Raw genomic sequence first — 17,348 nt, 5'->3', positions numbered from 1 at the left:
GCGCGTGAACACTGCAGATAAAACGTCGGCGTCGCGCGGTCCTTCCCGCGCGGCGCTGCGCTGGGTGCTGGCTGCGTTCTATGTCGCGGCGGGCGTCGCGCACCTCTGGGTGCCCGACAAGCTGCTGCTGATCATGCCGTCATGGGTGCCGATTCCGACCGCGGTCATCCTGCTCACCGGCGTGTTCGAACTCGCCGCCGCCGCCGCGCTGGTCACCCGACCGCTGCGCCGGTGGGCCGGCGTGGCGCTGGCGCTGTATGCGCTATGCGTCTGGCCGGCGAATTTCACGCATGCGCTCGAGGGCATCGAGATGCCCGTGATCGGCAACAGCTGGTGGTACCACGGACCGCGCCTGGCGTTTCAGCCGGTGCTGATCTGGTGGGCGCTGTACTGCGCCCACGTCATCGACTGGCCGTGCAGCCGGACGCGGCGCGCCGACGCGCGCTAGCGCACGCATCCCGGCCATTCAGTTGCCATGCTGTTCCGGATCTCTCCCGGCTGTTACGTTCGTCGCCGTAACTGGAGAATGCATGTGACCGAAGTGGCTGCCGATGACCTTCGCTCGATCTACCCCGCACCGCATGGCCGCGTGATTGCCAAGGCGCGGCCGACGCTCGACGTCCACTCCGCCAAATTCATCGGCCTGTCGCCATTCTGCGTGATGGCCTCCTCCGGCCCCGACGGCACCGTCGATGCCTCGCCGCGCGGCGGCGGTGTCGGCTTCGTCCGGGTGACATCGCCGAGCGAACTGCTGATGCCGGACCGCCCCGGCAACAACCGCGTCGATACGCTCCAGAACCTTTTGCACGGCAGCGGCTTCTTGCAACTGATCTTCTTCGTGCCGGGTATCGACGACAGCCTGCGTGTCAGCGGCATGGCGAAACTGGTCCGCGATCCCGAGTTGATGGCCTCGATGGAGGAATTCGGCAAGCTGCCGCGGGCGGTACTGCGCATCACCGTGACCGAGGCGTATTTCCACTGCGGCAAGGCGCTGATGCGTTCGAAGCTGTGGTTCTCCGAGGCACAGGTGAAGCGTTCGGTGATGCCGAGCATTTCCGAGATCGTGCACGACCAGACCCAGATCGGCGAGCCGGTCGGCCAGGCCGAGATAGATGCCGCCTACCGCCAGCAACTCTAGGCTCATGGTTCGCCCTTGCATTATTCGCCTTCAGGTTGCAATCTTGCGATGCTGAGGGGAGAGCGTGGTGCGTGGCGTTGCGTGGATGGGTATCATTGTCGCGGGACTGTCGGGCGGCTGCGCGCGCGACATCTATGTGAGCAATGCGGGCGAGACCCGCTCGGGAGAATGGTACATCTCCCAGCAGATCGACCCCGTCACCGGCGCACCGCTGCCGAGCGCGTCCGTGTTCGGCTATGGCTCGAACAGCTACGTGGATTTTCCAAAGCTCTCCGGCTTCCAGCTCACCTGTTTCGATGGCCGGCCGCTGGCGCGGTTCTCGTTCTCCTTCAAGATCGGCAATGACCGCGAATCGGTGTTCGGCTATCGGTTCGATGACAGGCCGGGTCACACCGATGTCGATGCGCGGGTCATCAAGGACCGGCAGATGTTCGTGATCGAGGAGCCGGCCGCGCTGGCCACGTTCCTTAGCGAATTGCCGGGGTCGCGCCGGCTTTACATCCGCATCCGATCGCTGATCGCGGGGCGAACCTCCGCGGAATATCCGCTGGAAGGGTCGGAGGCAGCACTCCGGGCCGCCTTCGCGAATTGTCCGATGCCGGCCATACCGGCAAAACGGACGTCGTAACGACGGTCATTCCGGGGCGATAGCAGCGCTAGCTGCGCGCGAACCCGGAATCCGGAGGTGTTGTCCAGAAAAGCTCCAGGTTCCGGGTCTGCGCTCCATTCGGCTTCGCCGAACGGAAAGTATCCCGGAATGACCTGGCGCCTAGTACTCGCTCTCGAGCCCGCCGACGTGCTTCTGGGTATAGAGATCAATGCCAATGCGCTCGATGACGTGCTGCTGGGTTTCGAGGAAGTCGATGTGGTGTTCCTCGTCCTTCATCAGCTGCTCGAACAGGTCGCGGGAGACGTAGTCGCCGACGCTGTGGCAGTAGGTCGCCGCTTCCTGATAGAGCGTGCGGGCGCCGATCTCTGCGGCCAGATCGGCATCGATCACTTCCTTGACGCTCTGGCCGATACGCAACGGATCCAGCACCTGCAGGTTCGGGAATCCGTCCAGAAACAGAATGCGATCGATGAACTTGTCGGCATGGACCATCTCCTCGATGGACTCCTTGCGCCAGACCTTGGCCATTTCGAGCAAGCCCCAATGGTTGAGCAAGCGGAAGTGCAGCCAATACTGGCTGATCGCCGTCAGCTCGCTACGCACGCCTTTGTTGAGGTATTCGATGACCTTCGGGTCGCCCTGCATGATGAACTCCTGCTGCGAGGCTCAAAGCCTCTCTGATTTAGAAAGATTCTAAATCAGGACAGGACGTAGGGCAACCCTCGCTACGAAGATTGCCGCGACGGCGAACAAGTACAGACGGGGTCTGGATCAACGCGGCTCAGGCGACCGCGCGTTTGGCGACGTCCGGAGACGCGGCATGGGAATGGCTGTGCACTTCGACCTGAAGCTCGACGGTTTCGAGCACCAGAAGCTGCCGTTCCGGCTGGGTCGCGGTATGCGGACAGCCAGGGCAGCACGTATTGCCGCAGGCACCGAGCGCTTCGTCCATGATCTTCTTGATGGTGCGGGCACAGCGGCCGCATTGCGGGCTGCAGCCCAGACAGCCATAGACTTGGCCCGGCGTGCGCGGCGCCTGCGCGCTGCTGCAGGCGTTGCGGACATCGTGGTCGGACAAAACGTTGCAGGAACAAACGATCATGGAGAAGTTACGCTCGCAGGTCTGGGCACCTTTTGAGTATTAAAGTGCCGGCCTGGATGCAAAAGGAAAACACGCTTTTTCAAGCAATTCCAAACTAGGACGGTCCCCATACGCTCGCGAGCGATCGCGCCCGAGCGGGTCCACGGACCTCTGCTGGCAGCCACGAATCCGGCGAGGCCGCTCGCCAGCGGTCAGACACTTTCAGCAACCTCACGGCCGCCGCATCGCCGCCGTTTGGGCCAAGTACGGCGCGTTTATTCATTGATCGTTCAAACGCCCTGTGAAACTTTCATAGCCGCGCAGCAGATACCTGCTGCAAATCCTCACGAAGGTGATGCCATGAAGAAAACCCTGATGGCCCTGGCAGCCGTTGCCACCCTGGCTCTCTCCTCCCTGGCTCCGGCCCCTGCCCACGCGCAGCACGGTCTCGGCGCCGGAATCGCGGCCGGCGTCATCGGCGGCGCCCTGATCGGCGGCGCGCTGGCTGCCCCCCACTACGGCTACGGTCCGAGCTATTATGCCGGTCCGGGTTACGGCCCGCGCTACGGCTATTACGGTGGCCCAGCCTACGTGGCAGGACCCTCCTATTATGACAACTGCTTCTGGCAGCGCCAGCGCTTCTGGGATGGCTATGGCTGGCGGATTCGCCGCGTGCGGGTGTGCGGCTAGTCGACAATCACGCGGCGGATCAGCAGAATGGCAAACATTTGTGTGTTCTGACGACAACGGCCCGAAAAAACCGTTATTTGGGGAACACTGGTCCGCAACGTTTACGTCGGGTTGACGAATAGTCGGTTTAAGCGAGATCGTCGTTCCGAATTTAGCGTGAGTACCTATAACCGCGCGTCGCCTGCGGCGCCTTCAGGAGAGATCTGACATGAAGAAGACCATTTCCGCCATGCTCGCCGTCGCGACGGTTGCCGGCTCGCTGGTTTCGGCAATGCCCGCTGCCCGTGCCGACGGCGGCCGTATCGCGGCCGGCGTTGCCGGTGGCCTGATCGGCGGCGCCCTGCTCGGCGGCGCGATCGCCGCCAGCCGCCCGGGCCCCGCTTACGGCTATGCCCCCGCCCCGGTCTATGTCGAAGAGCCGGCCTGCCGCATCGTCCGCCAGCGCGTCTGGGACGAATACCGTGGCGTCTGGCGTTCGCGTCCGGTCGAGGTTTGCGACTGATCTGATATCGCCGCGCCTGTCTCGCGCGGCTTGCGATTCAAAACCCGGCCGTTCGCGCGGCCGGGTTTTTTCGCGACTACCGGCCGGCCATCGCGCGCAGCAGCGTTTCGCTCGGCCAGCAATCCACCTTGAGCCCGACCGACTTCTGGTAGGCGCCGAGTGCTGCGCGGGTCTTCATGCCGGCCTTGCCATCGACCTTGTCCGAGTACAGCCCGATGCGCGTCAAATGCTGCTGCATCGCTTCGACGTCGCTGCTGCGCAATTGCTTCGACGCCGACCACGGCGTTGCGAACGGCTGCTGGGCCGTCATGCGATCGCTGAGATGGCCAACGAACAGCACGTAGAGGTCGGAGAAATTATATTCCTTGATGACGAAGTAGTTCTTCGTCGTGAGAAACGCCGGGCCATAGATGCCCTCCGGCTGCAATAGCGACGCCGGCTGCGCCAACTCCGCGGTGCTGAGCTGCTGCCCGCGCACCGGGACGAAGCCCATGCGCAACCATTCGCCGATCGGCCTGGTTACCTCGGGCACGCCCATGGTGCAGTCGGCATTGGCCGGCGCGCGAACCTCATAGGCCCAGCGCAGGCCGGCTTGCCAGCCCTTGTTCGTGAGCTGCTGCGCCGCCGACGCCAGCGCATCGGGCACCGACGTCCAGATATTGACGCGGCCATCGCCATCCATGTCGACGCCGTGCTTGCCGAGTTCGGACGGCAGAAACTGCGTCAGCCCGGTCGCTCCGCCCCACGACACCCGCAGATCCTTGCGGCTGACGTCGCCGTCCTCGATCAGCCGCATCGCGGCGATCAGCTCGCCGCGGTACTGGTCCTTTCGCCGCCCGACATAGGCCTGTGTCGCCAGCACGCGAATGCCGTCATAGGGCAGCGCATGGCGGCCATAATCGGTCTCGCGGCCCCAGATCGCCAGAATGATGGTGCCGGGCACGCCGAAACGCCGTTCGATCGCCGTCAGCGTGGCGCGATGCTTCTGCATCAGCCGCTGCCCCTCGGCCGCCAGCCGCGCGATCGAGGCCTCCTTCACATAATCGGCCGGCACCTGCACGAACTCCGCCTGCGACGGCGCCCCCGTGGCGGGGCGACCAGGCAGCGCCAGGTCGGGGAGTTTGTAGTCCGGCTCCAGTCCGCGCGTGACGTCGTCAAAGGTCTTGCGCGACACGCCGGCCTGCTGGGCTTCCGGCCACACGGCGGCGAGGAAGGCGGTGAAACCGGCATCGATGGCTTGGGCAGTTGGCGGGCATGCAAAGCTGATCATCAACGTGAGCGCGAAAAGAAGCCGTTTGCATCTGAAGGTTTCTGGCTGATATTGCATTCACGCCTCATTTTTGTATATTCTGGTTATATACAACATGATCGACTTCGACCGGATCACAGGTTTCAACTGGAACGCTGGCAACGAACGCAAGAGCGCGGACAGGCATGCCGTTTCCCAGGCAGAGTCCGAGAGCGTCTTCTTCAACGATCCGCTGATCGTTGTCGAGGATACGAAGCACAGCGGCGCCGAGCAGCGATTTAACGCGCTGGGAAAAACGGCTCAAAATCGATTGCTACACGTCACGTTCACACTCAGGAATGACCGAACGTTGATTCGGATCATCTCAGCGCGCGACATGAACAGAAAGGAGCGGAGCGATTATGAGCAGACTTAAGCCCATTCCCGTCTTCAAAAACGAATCCGATGAGCGAAAGTTCTGGGAGACACACGATTCCACCGATTACGTGGACTGGAGCAAAGCCCAGCGCGTCCGTTTCCCCAATCTCAAGCCTTCAACCACATCCATCTCGATCAGGTTACCGATCGGGCTGCTCGAGGAAATCAAGATCGCCGCCAACAAGCGCGATGTCCCCTATCAGTCGCTGATCAAAATGTGGCTCGCTGAGAAAGTCTCCTGAGCCGTTCTACGCGATCCCATTGCCCTCAATGGCGCTTGCCTTGGCCGGCCGCGTGCTCGACGCCACCCTGTCGCCGTGCTTCTTCGGTCGCGAGATTCGACAACCGGTCGACATAGGCGATGCCCACCGCCGAGAGGATGAACACCGTGTGGATGATGGTCTGCCACATCACGCCGGTCTCGGTGTAGTTGCTGGCGCGTGCGGAGCCGAGCGCGCCGGCTTCGATGAAGGTGCGCAGCAGATGGATCGAGGAAATGCCGATGATCGCCATCGCCAGCTTGATCTTCAGCACGCTGGCATTGACGTGGCTGAGCCATTCCGGCTCGTCCGGATGGCCCTGCAAATTGAGCCGCGACACGAAGGTCTCGTAGCCGCCGACGATCACCATCACCAGAAGATTGGAGATCATCACCACGTCGATCAGGCCGAGCACCGCCAGCATGATCTGCTGCTCGCTGAAATCGAAGGCGTGGTTGAACAGGTGCCAGAGTTCCTTGAGGAACAGGACGACATAGACGCCTTGGGCCACGATCAGGCCGATATAGAGCGGCAGCTGCAGCCAGCGTGAGCCGAAGATCAGCATCGGGATCGGACGCAAAGGGAAGCCTTTTGGCGGCAACGGCGTTTCGGGGGTCATGGACATCCAGGAGGCTCGGCTCAGGCAGGAATCGCGGCGCGAATTCAGAGCGATCTTATATCGTGGAGATCCCGCCGCGATGATGTCGCGCCGCGCGGCAACTCGCCGCAGCAGCCTACTTCACCGCAACGATGAAAATCCGCGGAAATCGCAGCAACACCTTGCCGTCGGCCTGCGGCGGATAGCTGGCGGCGATCCGCGCAGTGTACTCGGCGAGGTAGGCCTTGCGCTCGGGCGGCTCCAGCGGATCGACGAACGGGCGCAGGCCGGTGCCCTTGACCCATTCGACGACCTGCGTCGAATCGTCGAGCACGTGATTGTAGATCGTGTGCCAGATCTCGACGCGCGAGCACAGCGGCCGCAGCGCATCGTAATAGACACCGGGTTTCGGCAGTGAGTCACGAAGCTCCGCGGCCTTCGACAGCTGTTTTCGCCACGGCTCCTGATGGGCCACCTCGCGCATCAGGATGTGCGATGGCTCGTCGAGATTGTCGGGCATCTGCACCGCCAGCGCGCCGCCCGGCGGCAACGAGCCGACCAGCCGCTTCAACTGCTTGAGGTGATCCGGGACCCATTGGAAGACGGCATTGGCAAACATCACGTCGGTGCCGGCGGGCGGCGCCCAGTGTGCGATGTTAGCCTCGATGAAGCTGTGCGCCGGCAGCCGCTCGCGGGCCTGCCGCAGCATGTCGGCGGAGGTATCGACGCCGGTTACCGCGGCCTGCGGCCAGCGCTTGACCAAAAGCTCGGTCGAGTTGCCGGGTCCGCAGCCGATGTCGACCACCTTTCGCGCATCCTGCAGCGGGATCTGCGCGAGCAGGTCGCGTGCCGGGCGGGTACGTTCGTCCTCGAATTTGAGATATTGCTGCGCGTTCCAGTCGGCCATACCGTTATCCGTCCGTTATTCACGTTGCCCCTTGAAGCACGTATGCCAGCGCAATGGGCAGGGCAAGACGGATTGTCACTAAGGACACGCCTGCGACGCCGCGGGGTGGATCAGCTGCGTCGGGGCATCGCCGGGCTTCCCCGCCTGCGGCACCGAAGCCCCGTTGGTGGCCGCCGACGTGCCGCGCAAACGTGAATGCCCGGCAAGAGGCCGGGCATGACGATGGTGCTTGCTCTGGTTGAGTGCTTCTTCCCTCCAGATTTAGCGCGTCAGCTTCTTGTACTTCATGCGGTGCGGCACGATGGAATCATGGCCGAGGCGGCGCATCTTGTCCTTCTCGTAGTCCTGGAAGTTGCCCTCGAACCATTCGACATGGCTGTCGCCTTCGAAGGCCAGGATGTGGGTCGCGATGCGATCGAGGAACCAGCGGTCATGGCTGATGATCACGGCGCAGCCCGCGAAGTCTTCCAGCGCCTCTTCGAGTGCGCGCAGGGTATCGACGTCTAGGTCGTTGGTCGGCTCGTCGAGCAGCAGGACGTTGGCGCCGGACTTCAGCATCTTGGCCAGATGCACGCGGTTGCGCTCGCCGCCGGAGAGGGAGCCGACCTTCTTCTGCTGGTCGCCGCCCTTGAAGTTGAAGGTCGAGCAATAGCCGCGCGAATTGACCTCGCGCTTGCCGAGCAGGATCAGCTCGTTATTGCCGGAGATCTCCTCCCACACGGTCTTCTTGCCGTCGAGCGAGTCGCGGGACTGGTCGACATAGCCAAGATGCACGGTCTCGCCGACCGTGATGGTGCCGGCGTCGGGCTTCTCCTGGCCGGTGATCATGCGGAACAAGGTCGTCTTGCCGGCGCCGTTGGCGCCGATTACGCCGACGATGCCGCCCGGCGGCAGCTTGAAGGTCAGATCGTCGATCAGCAGGCGGTCACCGAAGCTTTTGCTCAAGCCCTCGAAATCGACCACGTTGTCGCCGAGACGCTCGGCCACGGGAATGGTGATCTGCGCGCCCTGCACCTGCTTCTCGCTGGCCTTCTTGAGCAGCTCGTCATAGCGCTGGTAGCGCGCCTTGGACTTGGCCTGGCGGGCTTTCGGCGACGACGAGATCCATTCCTGCTCGCGCTCCAGCGTCTTCTGGTGGGCGACGTCCTCGCGGCCTTCCTGCGCCAGCCGCTTCTGCTTTTGCTTCAGCCATGACGAGTAGTTGCCCTCGTAGGGAATCCCCTTGCCGCGGTCGAGTTCGAGGATCCACGACGTCACATTGTCGAGGAAGTAGCGGTCATGGGTCACGATCAGGATCGCGCCGGGATAGGCGCGCAGATGGCCTTCCAGCCATGACACGGATTCGGCGTCGAGATGGTTGGTCGGCTCGTCGAGCAGCAACAGCTCGGGCGCATCGAGCAGGAGCTTGCACAAAGCGACGCGGCGGCGCTCGCCGCCTGACAGCTTGGTGACATCGGCATCGTCGGGCGGGCAGCGCAGCGCGTCCATCGCCTGATCGACCTTGCTGTCGAGATCCCACAGGCCCTGCGCCTCGATCTCGTCCTGCAGCTTGGTCATCTCGTCGGCGGTCTCTTCCGAATAGTTCATCGCCAGCTCGTTGTAGCGATCCATGATCGCCTTCTGCTTGGCGACGCCGAGCATGACGTTCTCGCGCACCGTCAGCGCGGCATCGAGCTGCGGCTCCTGTTCGAGGTAGCCGACACGGGCGCCCTGGGCGACCCAGGCCTCGCCGGTATATTCCTTGTCGAGGCCGGCCATGATCTTGAGCAGGGTCGATTTGCCGGCGCCGTTGACGCCGAGCACGCCAATCTTGGCGTCCGGGTAGAACGACAAATGGACGTTATCCAGCACCTTGCGGGTCGGATAGGCCTTGGTGAGGCCCTCCATGAAGTAGACGAACTGGCGGGCCATCGGAATCCTTGAAGCTGTCGCAGGCGTGATCGGGGTTGATGCTGATGTAACGACGCGGGCCGCAAAGGGCAACCGGGGTAGTAATTTGGCAAGTATAAACTCGGGAAAATCGGGCGTTATGACACTTCAAACCGCATTTTAACGACTCAAGCCGAGGTTGGCTGCAGGGGCGACAAGACGCCCTTCCGCGACCGAAGTCGCGCGAACTGCGGAGCCCGACATGGCCAGCATCACTTCCGAACCCTCATCCCCTCTCCCCGCCAGCAGCGCCCCGCCGACCGGCCTGTTGCAGGAAATTCGCCAGTTCTGGCAGCAGTTCTTCGTCGCCGCGTTCAATCCATATCGCCCGGAACTGCATTACATGCGCGGCCCCGGCCCGGCCTGTGCCGCCAAGCGCCGGTCATCCTCTTCACGCTGATCTGAACGATACAAGGCAAGGCCGCGTTTGCAGGTACCGCTATAGCAGGTAAGCATGCGCCATCCCGACGGCCGATCGCCGTCCTTACCCCACCGGATGGACCCATGACGCGGCTGCGCTGTGCAATTCTCGACGACTACCAGAACATGGCGCTCAAGCTGGCCGACTGGGGCCCGCTCGCCGACCGTGTCGAAACCACCGTGTTCGACGCGCCGTTCGCCTCGCCCGATGCCGCCATCGCCGCATTGCAGGACTTCGAGATCGTCTGCGCGATGCGCGAGCGGACGCCGTTTCCACGCACGGTATTCGAGGCGCTGCCGAAACTGAAACTGCTGATCACGTCGGGCATGCGCAATGCCGCCATCGACCTCGAAGCGGCCAAGGCGCGCGGCGTCGTGGTCTGCGGCACGGCGATGGTCGGCAATCCCACTGCTGGCCTGACCATCGGGCTGATGCTGGAACTGACGCGGAAAATCGGCTTCGAGAATGCCCGCATGAAGGCCGGCGAGCCCTGGCAGGTCACGCTCGGCGAGGACGTCGGCGGCAAGACGCTGGGCATCGTCGGCCTCGGCAAGCTCGGCAGCCAGGTCGCGGCCATCGGCCGGGCGCTCGGCATGAAGACCATCGCCTGGAGCAGCAATCTCACGCCGGAAGCCTGCGAGAAGGAAGGCGTGACCTACGCCACCAAGGAAGAGCTGTTCGCCACCGCCGACATCATCACCATACATCTGGTACTGAGCGACCGCTCGCGCGGGCTGGTCGGACGCTCCGACCTCGCGCGCATGAAGCCCACGGCCTACCTTATCAACACCGCGCGTGGTCCGATCGTCGACGAAGCGGCGCTGCTCGAGGTGTTACAGGCCGGCAAAATCGCCGGCGCAGGGCTCGACACCTATTCGCAGGAGCCGCTGCCGATCGACAGCCCGTTGCGCCAACTCGACAACGTCGTGATCACGCCGCATCTCGGCTATGTCACCGCGGAGAACTATCGCCGCATCTATTGCGAAATGATCGAAGGCATCGAAGCCTGGCTGCGGGGCGAGCCGCTGCGGAAGCTCGGCTAACCGCCAGCCAATAAAAATGGCCGCCACGTCAAAACGTGGCGGCCATTTTCGTTGCGTAGATAAACTTTTAGCGGATCGTCACCGGCGCGGGCAGCGGCTGCACCGAGCTGGGCTGGCTGCCGGGGATCGGGGCCGGCGGCAGGTTGCCGGCGTTGGGACCCGGGATCGGCGCGGCCGAGGCCGTGGTGGTCGGGATCGGCGGCTTGCCACCGGGCAGCACGACGACGCGGGTGCCGACCTTGGCACGCTCGAACAGGTCCGCGACATCGTCATTGACCATGCCGATACAGCCCGACGACACGAACTTGCCGATCGTCGAGGGCTGGTTGGTGCCGTGGATACGGAACACGGTCGAGCCGAGATACATCGCGCGGGCGCCCATCGGATTGCCGGGGCCGCCGGCCATGAAGCGCGGCAGATAGGGCTGGCGCTCGATCATCTCGGTCGGCGGATGCCAATCCGGCCATTCCGCCTTGCGGGAGATCTTCTGCACGCCGGTCCAGGTGAAGCCGTCGCGGCCGACGCGCACGCCGTAGCGCATCGCACGGCCATTGCCGAGCACGTAATAGAGATAGGTGTTCGGCGTATCGACCACGATGGTGCCGGCCGGCTCCTTGGTGGCGAACGCCACTTCCTGGCGACGCAAATTCGGCGGCAGCTGGAAGTCGCCGCTCTCCGGCTGCTCCTCGACCGGCAGCGCCGACAGCGAAACCGGACGCGGTTCGCCGCCCTGCGGCGGGACTGAACCGGTGGCATAGCCACCCTGCTGCGCGCCGACGGCTTCCGGCGGACGCATGCCGCGGCCATCGTTGGGGTTGCGGTCGGAATAGATCACGGGCGGAGGGCCCATCGGGCGGCCATAGCGCGGATCGTCGGGCGACATCACCGGGCCCTGCGGCACCGGGGCGCGATCAGAATAGACGGGAGCGCCGGGGGCACGGCCATAGCGCGGATCGTCCGGCGACATCACCGGACCGGGGGTCGGCAGCCGCTCGACGGAGCGGCCGCGCGGCGCGGCGTCATCCTCGTCCAGCGCGTCGAAATCCGGCATCGCGTCCATGGCGCGGCCGCGCGAGTCAGCGGGATAGCCGCCGGGCGGATAGGCCGGGTCCGGCGGAATCGAATAGCCGCTGGATGGCGTCGAATAGGTCTGCGCCGCAGCCAAGGATGCGCCCGAGGCGCTCACCGCCACCGTCGCAAAAATCGTCAAAACATGCTTGATCATCATGGCCCTTGTATTAACCCAAGCCGACACCGGATCGCTCACCATGAGATCGCAGGCGATCACGGCGCATTCAAGACAAATCCGGCAAAAAACCCGCGCAATGCGGTCATATTTGCGCGATGAGGCCCGCAGCGTGGCCGTCGCGCCGCATACCGGCGCGGTCCCTTGCAATTTGTTGTGACGGTGAATTTTTAACAAACGGTTTCGAGGCCGTGCGGTATTCTAGTTATCGTTGATTCGCGACGCGCAGACCGGCTCTACCGCTGCGGAACGGCCGATCCCAGTATCACACCGCGTCCCCGATGGCTCGAGGGCCTTCAGGCATTAGCCGGCGAAGGCGGAACACTCATTCATGCTTCCCGGTTTCCGTTTATTGGTCGCAGCCGTCGTGCTATGCCTCTCCCTGCTGGTGTTCGGCTTCGGCGCCACGGCGCTATTGCGCTCGGCGCGTGAGAATGTCGCCAGCCTGCCGGTTCGGCGCGCGGCGCCGCAGACCGTGTTCGCCTCCCAGCCGCCGCCGGACGCTGCGGCAACGCTGTCCATGTTACGGGTCGAGACGCCGGAGGCCTCGACAGCCACCGCCGCCGATGCGCCTGCTGCGGCCGTACCGCACGACATCCCCGCCCCGGAGCCTGAACCGGCCCGACAGGCCTCGCTCATCCCTGACGCGCAACCCGCCGACGCCCGCGCCCGTGCCGCCGATCCCGCGCCGAATGCGCCCGCATTGGAGCAGGTCGCCCCGGTAGAAACCTTGCCGGCAGCGGTCCCTGCCGTCGCGGCTCCGGCCGCCCCCCGCGCCGACGAGCCAACCATGGTCGCCGCCATCGCGCCGCCCACGGCCACGGACCAGCCGGTCTCGACGCTGACCGCGGCTGACACCGAGATCGCAGTGATGAACATCGCCACGCTGGGCGGACCGGCCGTCGATATCGAGCCGGTGCCGCTGCCGAAAGCCAAACCGGTCGCCGAGCCGGCCAAGCGGACGACGAAACCGAAGAAGGCCGCCATCCGGGAAAAGCCGGCCAAGCGCCGCCGACTCGATGCCCGCGCCGAAGCGCCGGCGCCCGCCCCGGCCGAAACGTTCGGCTGGCAGCAACCGCAACGCTAAGCGGTTACGCAGGCCCGCTCGCCACCGGCGGACCGTCAGCCTGCCCCCAATCGGCCCACGAGCCGTCATAAAGCGCGGTGCCGCGCACGCCGAGCCGGTAGAGCGCCAGCGTCAGCACCAGCGCGGATACGCCGGAGCCGCAGGTGGTGACGATCGGCCTGTCGAGATCGACGCCGGCATCCTTGAAGGCGGCGCGTAGCTCGCCCAGCGGCTTCATCGTGCCGGTCGCGGCATCGAACAATTTCGCATAGGGCACGTTGCGGCTGCCTGGAATGTGGCCGGACCGCAGGCCCGCACGCGGCTCCGGCACGCTGCCCTCGAAGCGCGGCTGCGGCCGGGCATCGACGAGCTGCGCGGCGCGGCTGTCGAGATTGGCGACCACCTGCTGCCGGCTGCGCACGAAACCTTGGTCGAACGAGGCAGTGTAGCGCGCCGGCACCGGATCGACCTCGCCGCTTTCGATCGCGCGGCCTTCGGCACGCCATTTCTGCAGCCCGCCGTCCAGCACCCGCACATCGGCATGGCCGAAGGCGAGAAACATCCACCACGCCCGCGGGCCGGCTACCCAGCCGCCGGCATCGTAGATCACCACGGTATGGGCATTGGAGACGCCTAGCGCGCCGACGCCGTCGGCAAAGTGGCCCTCGCTGGGAAACATATGCGGCAGCGACAGGCCGTGGTCGCTGATCACATCGACGTCGAAGAACGCAGAACCCGGGATATGCGCGCCGAGGAAATCCTCGCGCGGCAGCGGCGTGACGCCGGGCAGCTTGAACGAGGCGTCGAGGATCCGGACCGTGGGATCGTCGAGATGCGCGGCGAGCCAGTCGGTGGAAACCAGCGGATCGGTGGTGGTTGTCATGAGATGCCCTTGGCTGTCATTCCGGGGCACGGGCGGCGCCAGCCGACCGTGAACCCGGAATCCTGAAATGCTTTGCCATGCCGAGATTCCGGGTTCGCTCGCGCTGGCGCGCTCGCGCCCCGGAATGACAACGGGGCGTTACTTCGCCTTCCGCGGCTCGACCTTTTCGACCGGACCGCCGGCATCGCGCCAGGCGGCAAAACCGCCGGCCATGTGCGCCACGGGCGCGAGGCCCATGTCGTGCGCGGTCTTTGCCGCCAGCGCAGAGCGCAATCCGCCGGCGCAATGGAAAATGAACTTCTTGCTCTCCTGAAACACCGGCTTGGCATAGGGGCTTTCCGGATCGATCCAGAATTCCAGCATGCCGCGGGTGCAGGAGAACGCACCGGGAATACGGCCGTCGCGCTCGATCTCGCGGGGATCGCGGATGTCGATCAGGATCACATCGGGCTGCTGCACGGCCTTGATGGCATCCTCCGCGCTCAGCACCTCGACCACCGCATTGGCCTCGTCGATCATCGCCTTGATGCCGCGGACAATGGCTTGCGTCATGATTTCCGAACCAGTTCCTTCATCGCGCCTTCGAGGCCCTCGATGGTCAAGGGATACATCCGCTCTGAGAACAGCCGGCGGATCAGCGTGGTGGATTCCGAATAGTCCCAGTGCTTCTTGGCCACCGGGTTGAGCCACACCGCATTGGGATAGGTCTGCGTCACGCGCTCGAGCCAGACCGAGCCGGCCTCTTCATTGACGTGCTCGACCGAACCGCCCGGCACCATCACTTCGTAAGGCGACATCGAGGCGTCGCCGACGAACACCACCTTGTAGTCATGCGGATATTTGTGCAGCACGTCCCAGGTCGGCGTGCGGTCGGTGAAGCGGCGCTTGTTCTGCTTCCACACGCCCTCATAGAGGCAGTTGTGGAAGTAGAAATATTCCATGTGCTTGAACTCGCTCTTCGCCGCCGAGAACAATTCCTCGACCTGCTCGACATGCGAGTCCATCGAGCCGCCGATGTCGAAGAACACCAGCACCTTGACGGCGTTGCGCCGCTCCGGCCGCATGTGGACGTCGAGATAGCCGTGATTGGCGGTTTCCTTGATCGTGGTGTCGAGATCGAGCTCGTCGGGCGCGCCGGTGCGGGCGAATTTGCGCAGGCGCCGCAGCGCCACCTTGATGTTGCGGATGCCGAGCTCGACATTGCCGTCGAGGTCCTTGAACTCGCGCTTGTCCCAGACCTTGACCGCGCGGCGGTGCCGGCTCTTGTCCTGGCCGATCCGGACGCCTTCGGGATTGTAACCCTCGGCGCCGAATGGCGAGGTGCCGGCGGTGCCGATCCACTTGCTGCCGCCCTGGTGGCGCTCCTTCTGCTCCTTCAGGCGTTCGCGCAGCGTCTCCATGAGCTTGTCCCAGCCCATCGCCTCGATCTGCTTCTTCTCTTCCTCGGAAAGATATTTCTCGGCCAGCTTCTTCAGCCACTCGGCGGGGATCTCGGCCTTGTCGATGCCGTCGAGCAGACTTTCCAGCCCCTTGAACACGGTGCCGAACACGCGGTCGAACTTGTCAAGGTTGCGCTCGTCCTTCACCAAGGCGGCGCGCGACAGATAATAGAAATTCTCGATCGACTGACCCGCAAGGTCGGCGTCGAGCGCCTCCATCAAGGTGAGGTATTCGCGCAGCGTCACGGGGACCTGGGCATCGCGCAGCGATGTGAAGAAGTTCAAGAACATGGCGCGCAGTTTGCCCGCGCAACGCGGCCCGTCAAGGGCCGCGCCGGAATTGCTGCCTGAACCGCATGGCTGATGCCGCGTCGCGGGAAATCGCTTGCAACGCCCGGTCTGGACCTCGGCGGTTTTTCATTTAAGTTGGCGCGCAGCAGACATTCGCTCTGCTGGCTGTCGGCTGCCCATTGGGTGCCGGCCACCTTCTTCAAGGGGTAACAAGACATGGGTATAGAATCCATCCTGGTCTGGCTGCTGGTGGGCGCCGTCGCCGGCTGGCTCGCGGGGCTGATCGTCACCGGCGGCGGCTTCGGCCTGATCGGCAACATCGTCATCGGCATCATCGGCGCGGTGGTCGCCGGCTGGCTGCTGCCGCAGCTCGGCGTCAATCTCGGCACCGGCATTGTTCGGGCCATCATCAATTCGGCGATCGGCGCCGTGGTCGTGCTCGTGATCCTGTCACTGATCCGGCGCTGACGTCTTTCGCACCCATCCTGCGACCGCCGTCCGGCGGTCGTTGCATGTCCGGATGCCCCCTATCGCGCCCCATAATAAGAAGGCAGAGCCTCGATGAAGTTTACCGGCACCACGAATTATGTCGCCACCGATGACCTCAAGGTCGCGGTCAATGCCGCGATCGTGCTGGAGCGGCCGCTTTTGGTGAAGGGCGAGCCTGGCACCGGCAAGACCGTGCTGGCCGAGGAAGTCGCCAAGGCGCTCGGCGCACCGCTTTTGACCTGGCACATCAAGTCGACCACCAAGGCGCAGCAGGGCCTGTATGAGTATGACGCGGTGTCGCGGCTGCGCGATAGCCAGCTCGGCGACGCCCGCGTCTCAGACATCGCCAACTACATCAAGCGCGGCAAATTGTGGGAAGCCTTCACCCATGCCGAGCGCCCGGTGCTGCTGATCGACGAGATCGACAAGGCCGACATCGAATTCCCCAACGATCTGCTGCTCGAACTCGACCGCATGGAATTCCATGTCTACGAGACCGGCGAGACCATCAAGGCCGCCAAGCGCCCGATCGTGATGATCACCTCCAACAACGAGAAGGAACTGCCCGACGCGTTCCTGCGCCGCTGTTTCTTCCACTATATCAAGTTTCCGGAAATGGAGACGATGCAGCAGATCGTCGAGGTGCATTTCCCCGGCATCAAGCAGCGGCTGGTGGCGGAAGCCATGCGGATCTTCTTCGAGGTGCGCGCCGTGCCCGGCCTGAAGAAGAAGCCCTCGACCTCCGAATTGCTGGACTGGCTGAAGCTGCTGCTGAACGAGGACATGAGCGCAGAACAGCTTCGCGAGCGCGACCCGCGCAAACTGATCCCGCCGCTGCACGGCGCGCTGCTGAAGAACGAGCAGGACGTGCACCTGTTCGAGCGGCTGGCGTTCCTGAACCGCCGGGAAGTCTGAGGCGAGGCCGTTTCGCATGTCCGGATACGGCCGCGCGCCGTATTCCGGACGGCCCTGCGGGACGATCTCGATCTTCCTGCAGTCACGGCTTCGCCTTCTCGCGGGCAAAAGCCCCGAGCTATCAAGGACATTCTCCCCTCGAAACCACGAGGGGTGGCGGCGCGCCGACAGGCG

Annotated in this window: 22 protein-coding genes; 12 read left to right on the top strand and 10 right to left on the bottom strand. The window is 64.2% G+C overall.

What is annotated here, in order from left to right; genetic code table 11:
- The first annotated feature begins 4 nt into the window (after positions 1 to 4).
- From FNL56_RS10385 to FNL56_RS10375, 3 genes are all read left to right on the top strand, one after another.
- Positions 5 to 448, top strand: coding sequence for a DoxX family protein (locus FNL56_RS10385; protein WP_143572634.1), 444 nt, complete (start codon positions 5 to 7; stop codon positions 446 to 448).
- Between the two features lie 84 nt (positions 449 to 532).
- The gene (locus FNL56_RS10380; protein ID WP_143577801.1) at positions 533 to 1,138 is read left to right on the top strand and encodes an MSMEG_1061 family FMN-dependent PPOX-type flavoprotein; all 606 of its coding nucleotides are present in this window, start codon (positions 533 to 535) and stop codon (positions 1,136 to 1,138) included.
- Between the two features lie 85 nt (positions 1,139 to 1,223).
- Complete coding sequence (locus tag FNL56_RS10375; RefSeq protein WP_246660928.1) at positions 1,224 to 1,766, top strand: hypothetical protein; 543 nt, start codon at positions 1,224 to 1,226, stop codon at positions 1,764 to 1,766.
- A gap of 141 nt (positions 1,767 to 1,907) precedes the next feature.
- Here FNL56_RS10375 and bfr read toward each other — a convergent pair whose 3' ends face one another.
- Together bfr and FNL56_RS10365 are read right to left on the bottom strand one after the other, a co-directional pair.
- Entirely contained in the window at positions 1,908 to 2,393 is a 486-nt protein-coding gene (gene bfr / locus FNL56_RS10370) for a bacterioferritin (protein ID WP_143572631.1), read from the bottom strand.
- A 136-nt stretch (positions 2,394 to 2,529) separates the two neighbouring features.
- The gene (locus FNL56_RS10365) at positions 2,530 to 2,850 is read right to left on the bottom strand and encodes a (2Fe-2S)-binding protein (RefSeq protein ID WP_143572630.1); all 321 of its coding nucleotides are present in this window, start codon (positions 2,848 to 2,850) and stop codon (positions 2,530 to 2,532) included.
- A gap of 339 nt (positions 2,851 to 3,189) precedes the next feature.
- Between FNL56_RS10365 and FNL56_RS10360 the strand changes: the two genes are divergently transcribed.
- Both FNL56_RS10360 and FNL56_RS10355 read left to right on the top strand, forming a co-directional pair.
- Entirely contained in the window at positions 3,190 to 3,519 is a 330-nt protein-coding gene (locus FNL56_RS10360) for a hypothetical protein (protein ID WP_143572629.1), read from the top strand.
- 208 nt (positions 3,520 to 3,727) lie between these two features.
- Positions 3,728 to 4,021: a hypothetical protein gene (locus tag FNL56_RS10355; RefSeq protein WP_143572628.1), complete on the top strand. Its 294-nt coding sequence runs from the start codon at positions 3,728 to 3,730 to the stop codon at positions 4,019 to 4,021.
- Positions 4,022 to 4,097: 76 nt separating this feature from the next.
- Here FNL56_RS10355 and FNL56_RS10350 read toward each other — a convergent pair whose 3' ends face one another.
- Complete coding sequence (locus FNL56_RS10350) at positions 4,098 to 5,291, bottom strand: lytic murein transglycosylase (protein ID WP_246660927.1); 1,194 nt, start codon at positions 5,289 to 5,291, stop codon at positions 4,098 to 4,100.
- Positions 5,292 to 5,385: 94 nt separating this feature from the next.
- On the opposite strand from FNL56_RS10350, the gene FNL56_RS10345 reads away from it, so the two are divergent.
- A complete protein-coding gene (locus tag FNL56_RS10345; RefSeq protein ID WP_143572626.1) occupies positions 5,386 to 5,685 on the top strand; it encodes a BrnT family toxin in 300 nt (99 codons plus the stop codon).
- Positions 5,672 to 5,929, top strand: a complete 258-nt coding sequence (brnA, locus tag FNL56_RS10340; protein WP_143572625.1) for a type II toxin-antitoxin system BrnA family antitoxin — start codon at positions 5,672 to 5,674, stop codon at positions 5,927 to 5,929. The genes FNL56_RS10345 and brnA overlap by 14 nt, the downstream gene beginning before the upstream one ends.
- 25 nt (positions 5,930 to 5,954) lie before the next feature.
- Here the strand turns inward: brnA and FNL56_RS10335 are convergent, their stop codons facing one another.
- The 3 genes from FNL56_RS10335 to ettA all read right to left on the bottom strand — a co-directional run bounded on the left by FNL56_RS10335 (position 5,955) and on the right by ettA (position 9,363).
- Entirely contained in the window at positions 5,955 to 6,572 is a 618-nt protein-coding gene (locus tag FNL56_RS10335; RefSeq protein ID WP_143572624.1) for a TIGR00645 family protein, read from the bottom strand.
- Between the two features lie 109 nt (positions 6,573 to 6,681).
- Positions 6,682 to 7,452 carry a trans-aconitate 2-methyltransferase gene (gene tam / locus FNL56_RS10330; protein ID WP_143572623.1) on the bottom strand — a complete coding sequence of 257 codons (771 nt, stop codon included), beginning with the start codon at positions 7,450 to 7,452 and terminating at the stop codon, positions 6,682 to 6,684.
- 261 nt (positions 7,453 to 7,713) lie between these two features.
- The gene (gene ettA / locus FNL56_RS10325; RefSeq protein WP_143572622.1) at positions 7,714 to 9,363 is read right to left on the bottom strand and encodes an energy-dependent translational throttle protein EttA; all 1,650 of its coding nucleotides are present in this window, start codon (positions 9,361 to 9,363) and stop codon (positions 7,714 to 7,716) included.
- Between the two features lie 220 nt (positions 9,364 to 9,583).
- On the opposite strand from ettA, the gene FNL56_RS10320 reads away from it, so the two are divergent.
- Both FNL56_RS10320 and FNL56_RS10315 read left to right on the top strand, forming a co-directional pair.
- Positions 9,584 to 9,781 carry a hypothetical protein gene (locus FNL56_RS10320; protein ID WP_143572621.1) on the top strand — a complete coding sequence of 66 codons (198 nt, stop codon included), beginning with the start codon at positions 9,584 to 9,586 and terminating at the stop codon, positions 9,779 to 9,781.
- 104 nt (positions 9,782 to 9,885) lie between these two features.
- Positions 9,886 to 10,845, top strand: coding sequence for a D-2-hydroxyacid dehydrogenase family protein (locus FNL56_RS10315; RefSeq protein WP_143572620.1), 960 nt, complete (start codon positions 9,886 to 9,888; stop codon positions 10,843 to 10,845).
- 67 nt (positions 10,846 to 10,912) lie between these two features.
- Here FNL56_RS10315 and FNL56_RS10310 read toward each other — a convergent pair whose 3' ends face one another.
- Entirely contained in the window at positions 10,913 to 12,070 is a 1,158-nt protein-coding gene (locus FNL56_RS10310; protein WP_168202899.1) for a L,D-transpeptidase, read from the bottom strand.
- 352 nt (positions 12,071 to 12,422) lie between these two features.
- Here FNL56_RS10310 and FNL56_RS10305 point away from each other — a divergent pair, with 352 nt between their 5' ends.
- Complete coding sequence (locus FNL56_RS10305; RefSeq protein ID WP_143572618.1) at positions 12,423 to 13,178, top strand: hypothetical protein; 756 nt, start codon at positions 12,423 to 12,425, stop codon at positions 13,176 to 13,178.
- Between the two features lie 4 nt (positions 13,179 to 13,182).
- Here FNL56_RS10305 and sseA read toward each other — a convergent pair whose 3' ends face one another.
- The 3 genes from sseA to FNL56_RS10290 form a co-directional block, all read right to left on the bottom strand.
- Complete coding sequence (gene sseA, locus FNL56_RS10300; protein ID WP_143572617.1) at positions 13,183 to 14,040, bottom strand: 3-mercaptopyruvate sulfurtransferase; 858 nt, start codon at positions 14,038 to 14,040, stop codon at positions 13,183 to 13,185.
- A gap of 138 nt (positions 14,041 to 14,178) precedes the next feature.
- A complete protein-coding gene (locus tag FNL56_RS10295) occupies positions 14,179 to 14,592 on the bottom strand; it encodes a rhodanese-like domain-containing protein (RefSeq protein WP_143572616.1) in 414 nt (137 codons plus the stop codon).
- Positions 14,589 to 15,770: a vWA domain-containing protein gene (locus FNL56_RS10290; protein ID WP_143572615.1), complete on the bottom strand. Its 1,182-nt coding sequence runs from the start codon at positions 15,768 to 15,770 to the stop codon at positions 14,589 to 14,591. The genes FNL56_RS10295 and FNL56_RS10290 overlap by 4 nt, the downstream gene beginning before the upstream one ends.
- A 216-nt stretch (positions 15,771 to 15,986) precedes the next feature.
- On the opposite strand from FNL56_RS10290, the gene FNL56_RS10285 reads away from it, so the two are divergent.
- Positions 15,987 to 16,238, top strand: coding sequence for a GlsB/YeaQ/YmgE family stress response membrane protein (locus FNL56_RS10285; protein ID WP_143572614.1), 252 nt, complete (start codon positions 15,987 to 15,989; stop codon positions 16,236 to 16,238).
- A 93-nt stretch (positions 16,239 to 16,331) separates the two neighbouring features.
- Positions 16,332 to 17,174 carry an AAA family ATPase gene (locus FNL56_RS10280; RefSeq protein ID WP_143572613.1) on the top strand — a complete coding sequence of 281 codons (843 nt, stop codon included), beginning with the start codon at positions 16,332 to 16,334 and terminating at the stop codon, positions 17,172 to 17,174.
- The last annotated feature ends 174 nt before the right edge of the window (positions 17,175 to 17,348 follow it).

The sequence above is a fragment of the Tardiphaga sp. vice304 genome, from assembly GCF_007018905.1.
Lineage (GTDB): Bacteria > Pseudomonadota > Alphaproteobacteria > Rhizobiales > Xanthobacteraceae > Tardiphaga.
Note: the sequence above shows the minus strand (reverse complement) of the source record. Positions and strands in the feature narration are given on the sequence as shown.

What these genes read in the sequence shown, in the direction of transcription:
- FNL56_RS10280 (WP_143572613.1), top strand. Translation starts at nt 16,332, where the DNA reads ATGAAGTTTACCGGCACCACGAATTATGTCGCCACCGATGACCTCAAG.
- tam (WP_143572623.1), bottom strand. Translation starts at nt 7,452, where the DNA reads ATGGCCGACTGGAACGCGCAGCAATATCTCAAATTCGAGGACGAACGT.
- FNL56_RS10335 (WP_143572624.1), bottom strand. Translation starts at nt 6,572, where the DNA reads ATGTCCATGACCCCCGAAACGCCGTTGCCGCCAAAAGGCTTCCCTTTG.
- FNL56_RS10305 (WP_143572618.1), top strand. Translation starts at nt 12,423, where the DNA reads ATGCTTCCCGGTTTCCGTTTATTGGTCGCAGCCGTCGTGCTATGCCTC.
- FNL56_RS10350 (WP_246660927.1), bottom strand. Translation starts at nt 5,291, where the DNA reads ATGATCAGCTTTGCATGCCCGCCAACTGCCCAAGCCATCGATGCCGGT.
- ettA (WP_143572622.1), bottom strand. Translation starts at nt 9,363, where the DNA reads ATGGCCCGCCAGTTCGTCTACTTCATGGAGGGCCTCACCAAGGCCTAT.
- FNL56_RS10375 (WP_246660928.1), top strand. Translation starts at nt 1,224, where the DNA reads ATGGGTATCATTGTCGCGGGACTGTCGGGCGGCTGCGCGCGCGACATC.
- FNL56_RS10315 (WP_143572620.1), top strand. Translation starts at nt 9,886, where the DNA reads ATGACGCGGCTGCGCTGTGCAATTCTCGACGACTACCAGAACATGGCG.
- FNL56_RS10310 (WP_168202899.1), bottom strand. Translation starts at nt 12,070, where the DNA reads ATGATCAAGCATGTTTTGACGATTTTTGCGACGGTGGCGGTGAGCGCC.
- bfr (WP_143572631.1), bottom strand. Translation starts at nt 2,393, where the DNA reads ATGCAGGGCGACCCGAAGGTCATCGAATACCTCAACAAAGGCGTGCGT.
- FNL56_RS10295 (WP_143572616.1), bottom strand. Translation starts at nt 14,592, where the DNA reads ATGACGCAAGCCATTGTCCGCGGCATCAAGGCGATGATCGACGAGGCC.
- FNL56_RS10355 (WP_143572628.1), top strand. Translation starts at nt 3,728, where the DNA reads ATGAAGAAGACCATTTCCGCCATGCTCGCCGTCGCGACGGTTGCCGGC.
- FNL56_RS10365 (WP_143572630.1), bottom strand. Translation starts at nt 2,850, where the DNA reads ATGATCGTTTGTTCCTGCAACGTTTTGTCCGACCACGATGTCCGCAAC.
- FNL56_RS10360 (WP_143572629.1), top strand. Translation starts at nt 3,190, where the DNA reads ATGAAGAAAACCCTGATGGCCCTGGCAGCCGTTGCCACCCTGGCTCTC.
- FNL56_RS10320 (WP_143572621.1), top strand. Translation starts at nt 9,584, where the DNA reads ATGGCCAGCATCACTTCCGAACCCTCATCCCCTCTCCCCGCCAGCAGC.
- FNL56_RS10290 (WP_143572615.1), bottom strand. Translation starts at nt 15,770, where the DNA reads ATGTTCTTGAACTTCTTCACATCGCTGCGCGATGCCCAGGTCCCCGTG.
- sseA (WP_143572617.1), bottom strand. Translation starts at nt 14,040, where the DNA reads ATGACAACCACCACCGATCCGCTGGTTTCCACCGACTGGCTCGCCGCG.
- FNL56_RS10285 (WP_143572614.1), top strand. Translation starts at nt 15,987, where the DNA reads ATGGGTATAGAATCCATCCTGGTCTGGCTGCTGGTGGGCGCCGTCGCC.
- FNL56_RS10345 (WP_143572626.1), top strand. Translation starts at nt 5,386, where the DNA reads ATGATCGACTTCGACCGGATCACAGGTTTCAACTGGAACGCTGGCAAC.
- brnA (WP_143572625.1), top strand. Translation starts at nt 5,672, where the DNA reads ATGAGCAGACTTAAGCCCATTCCCGTCTTCAAAAACGAATCCGATGAG.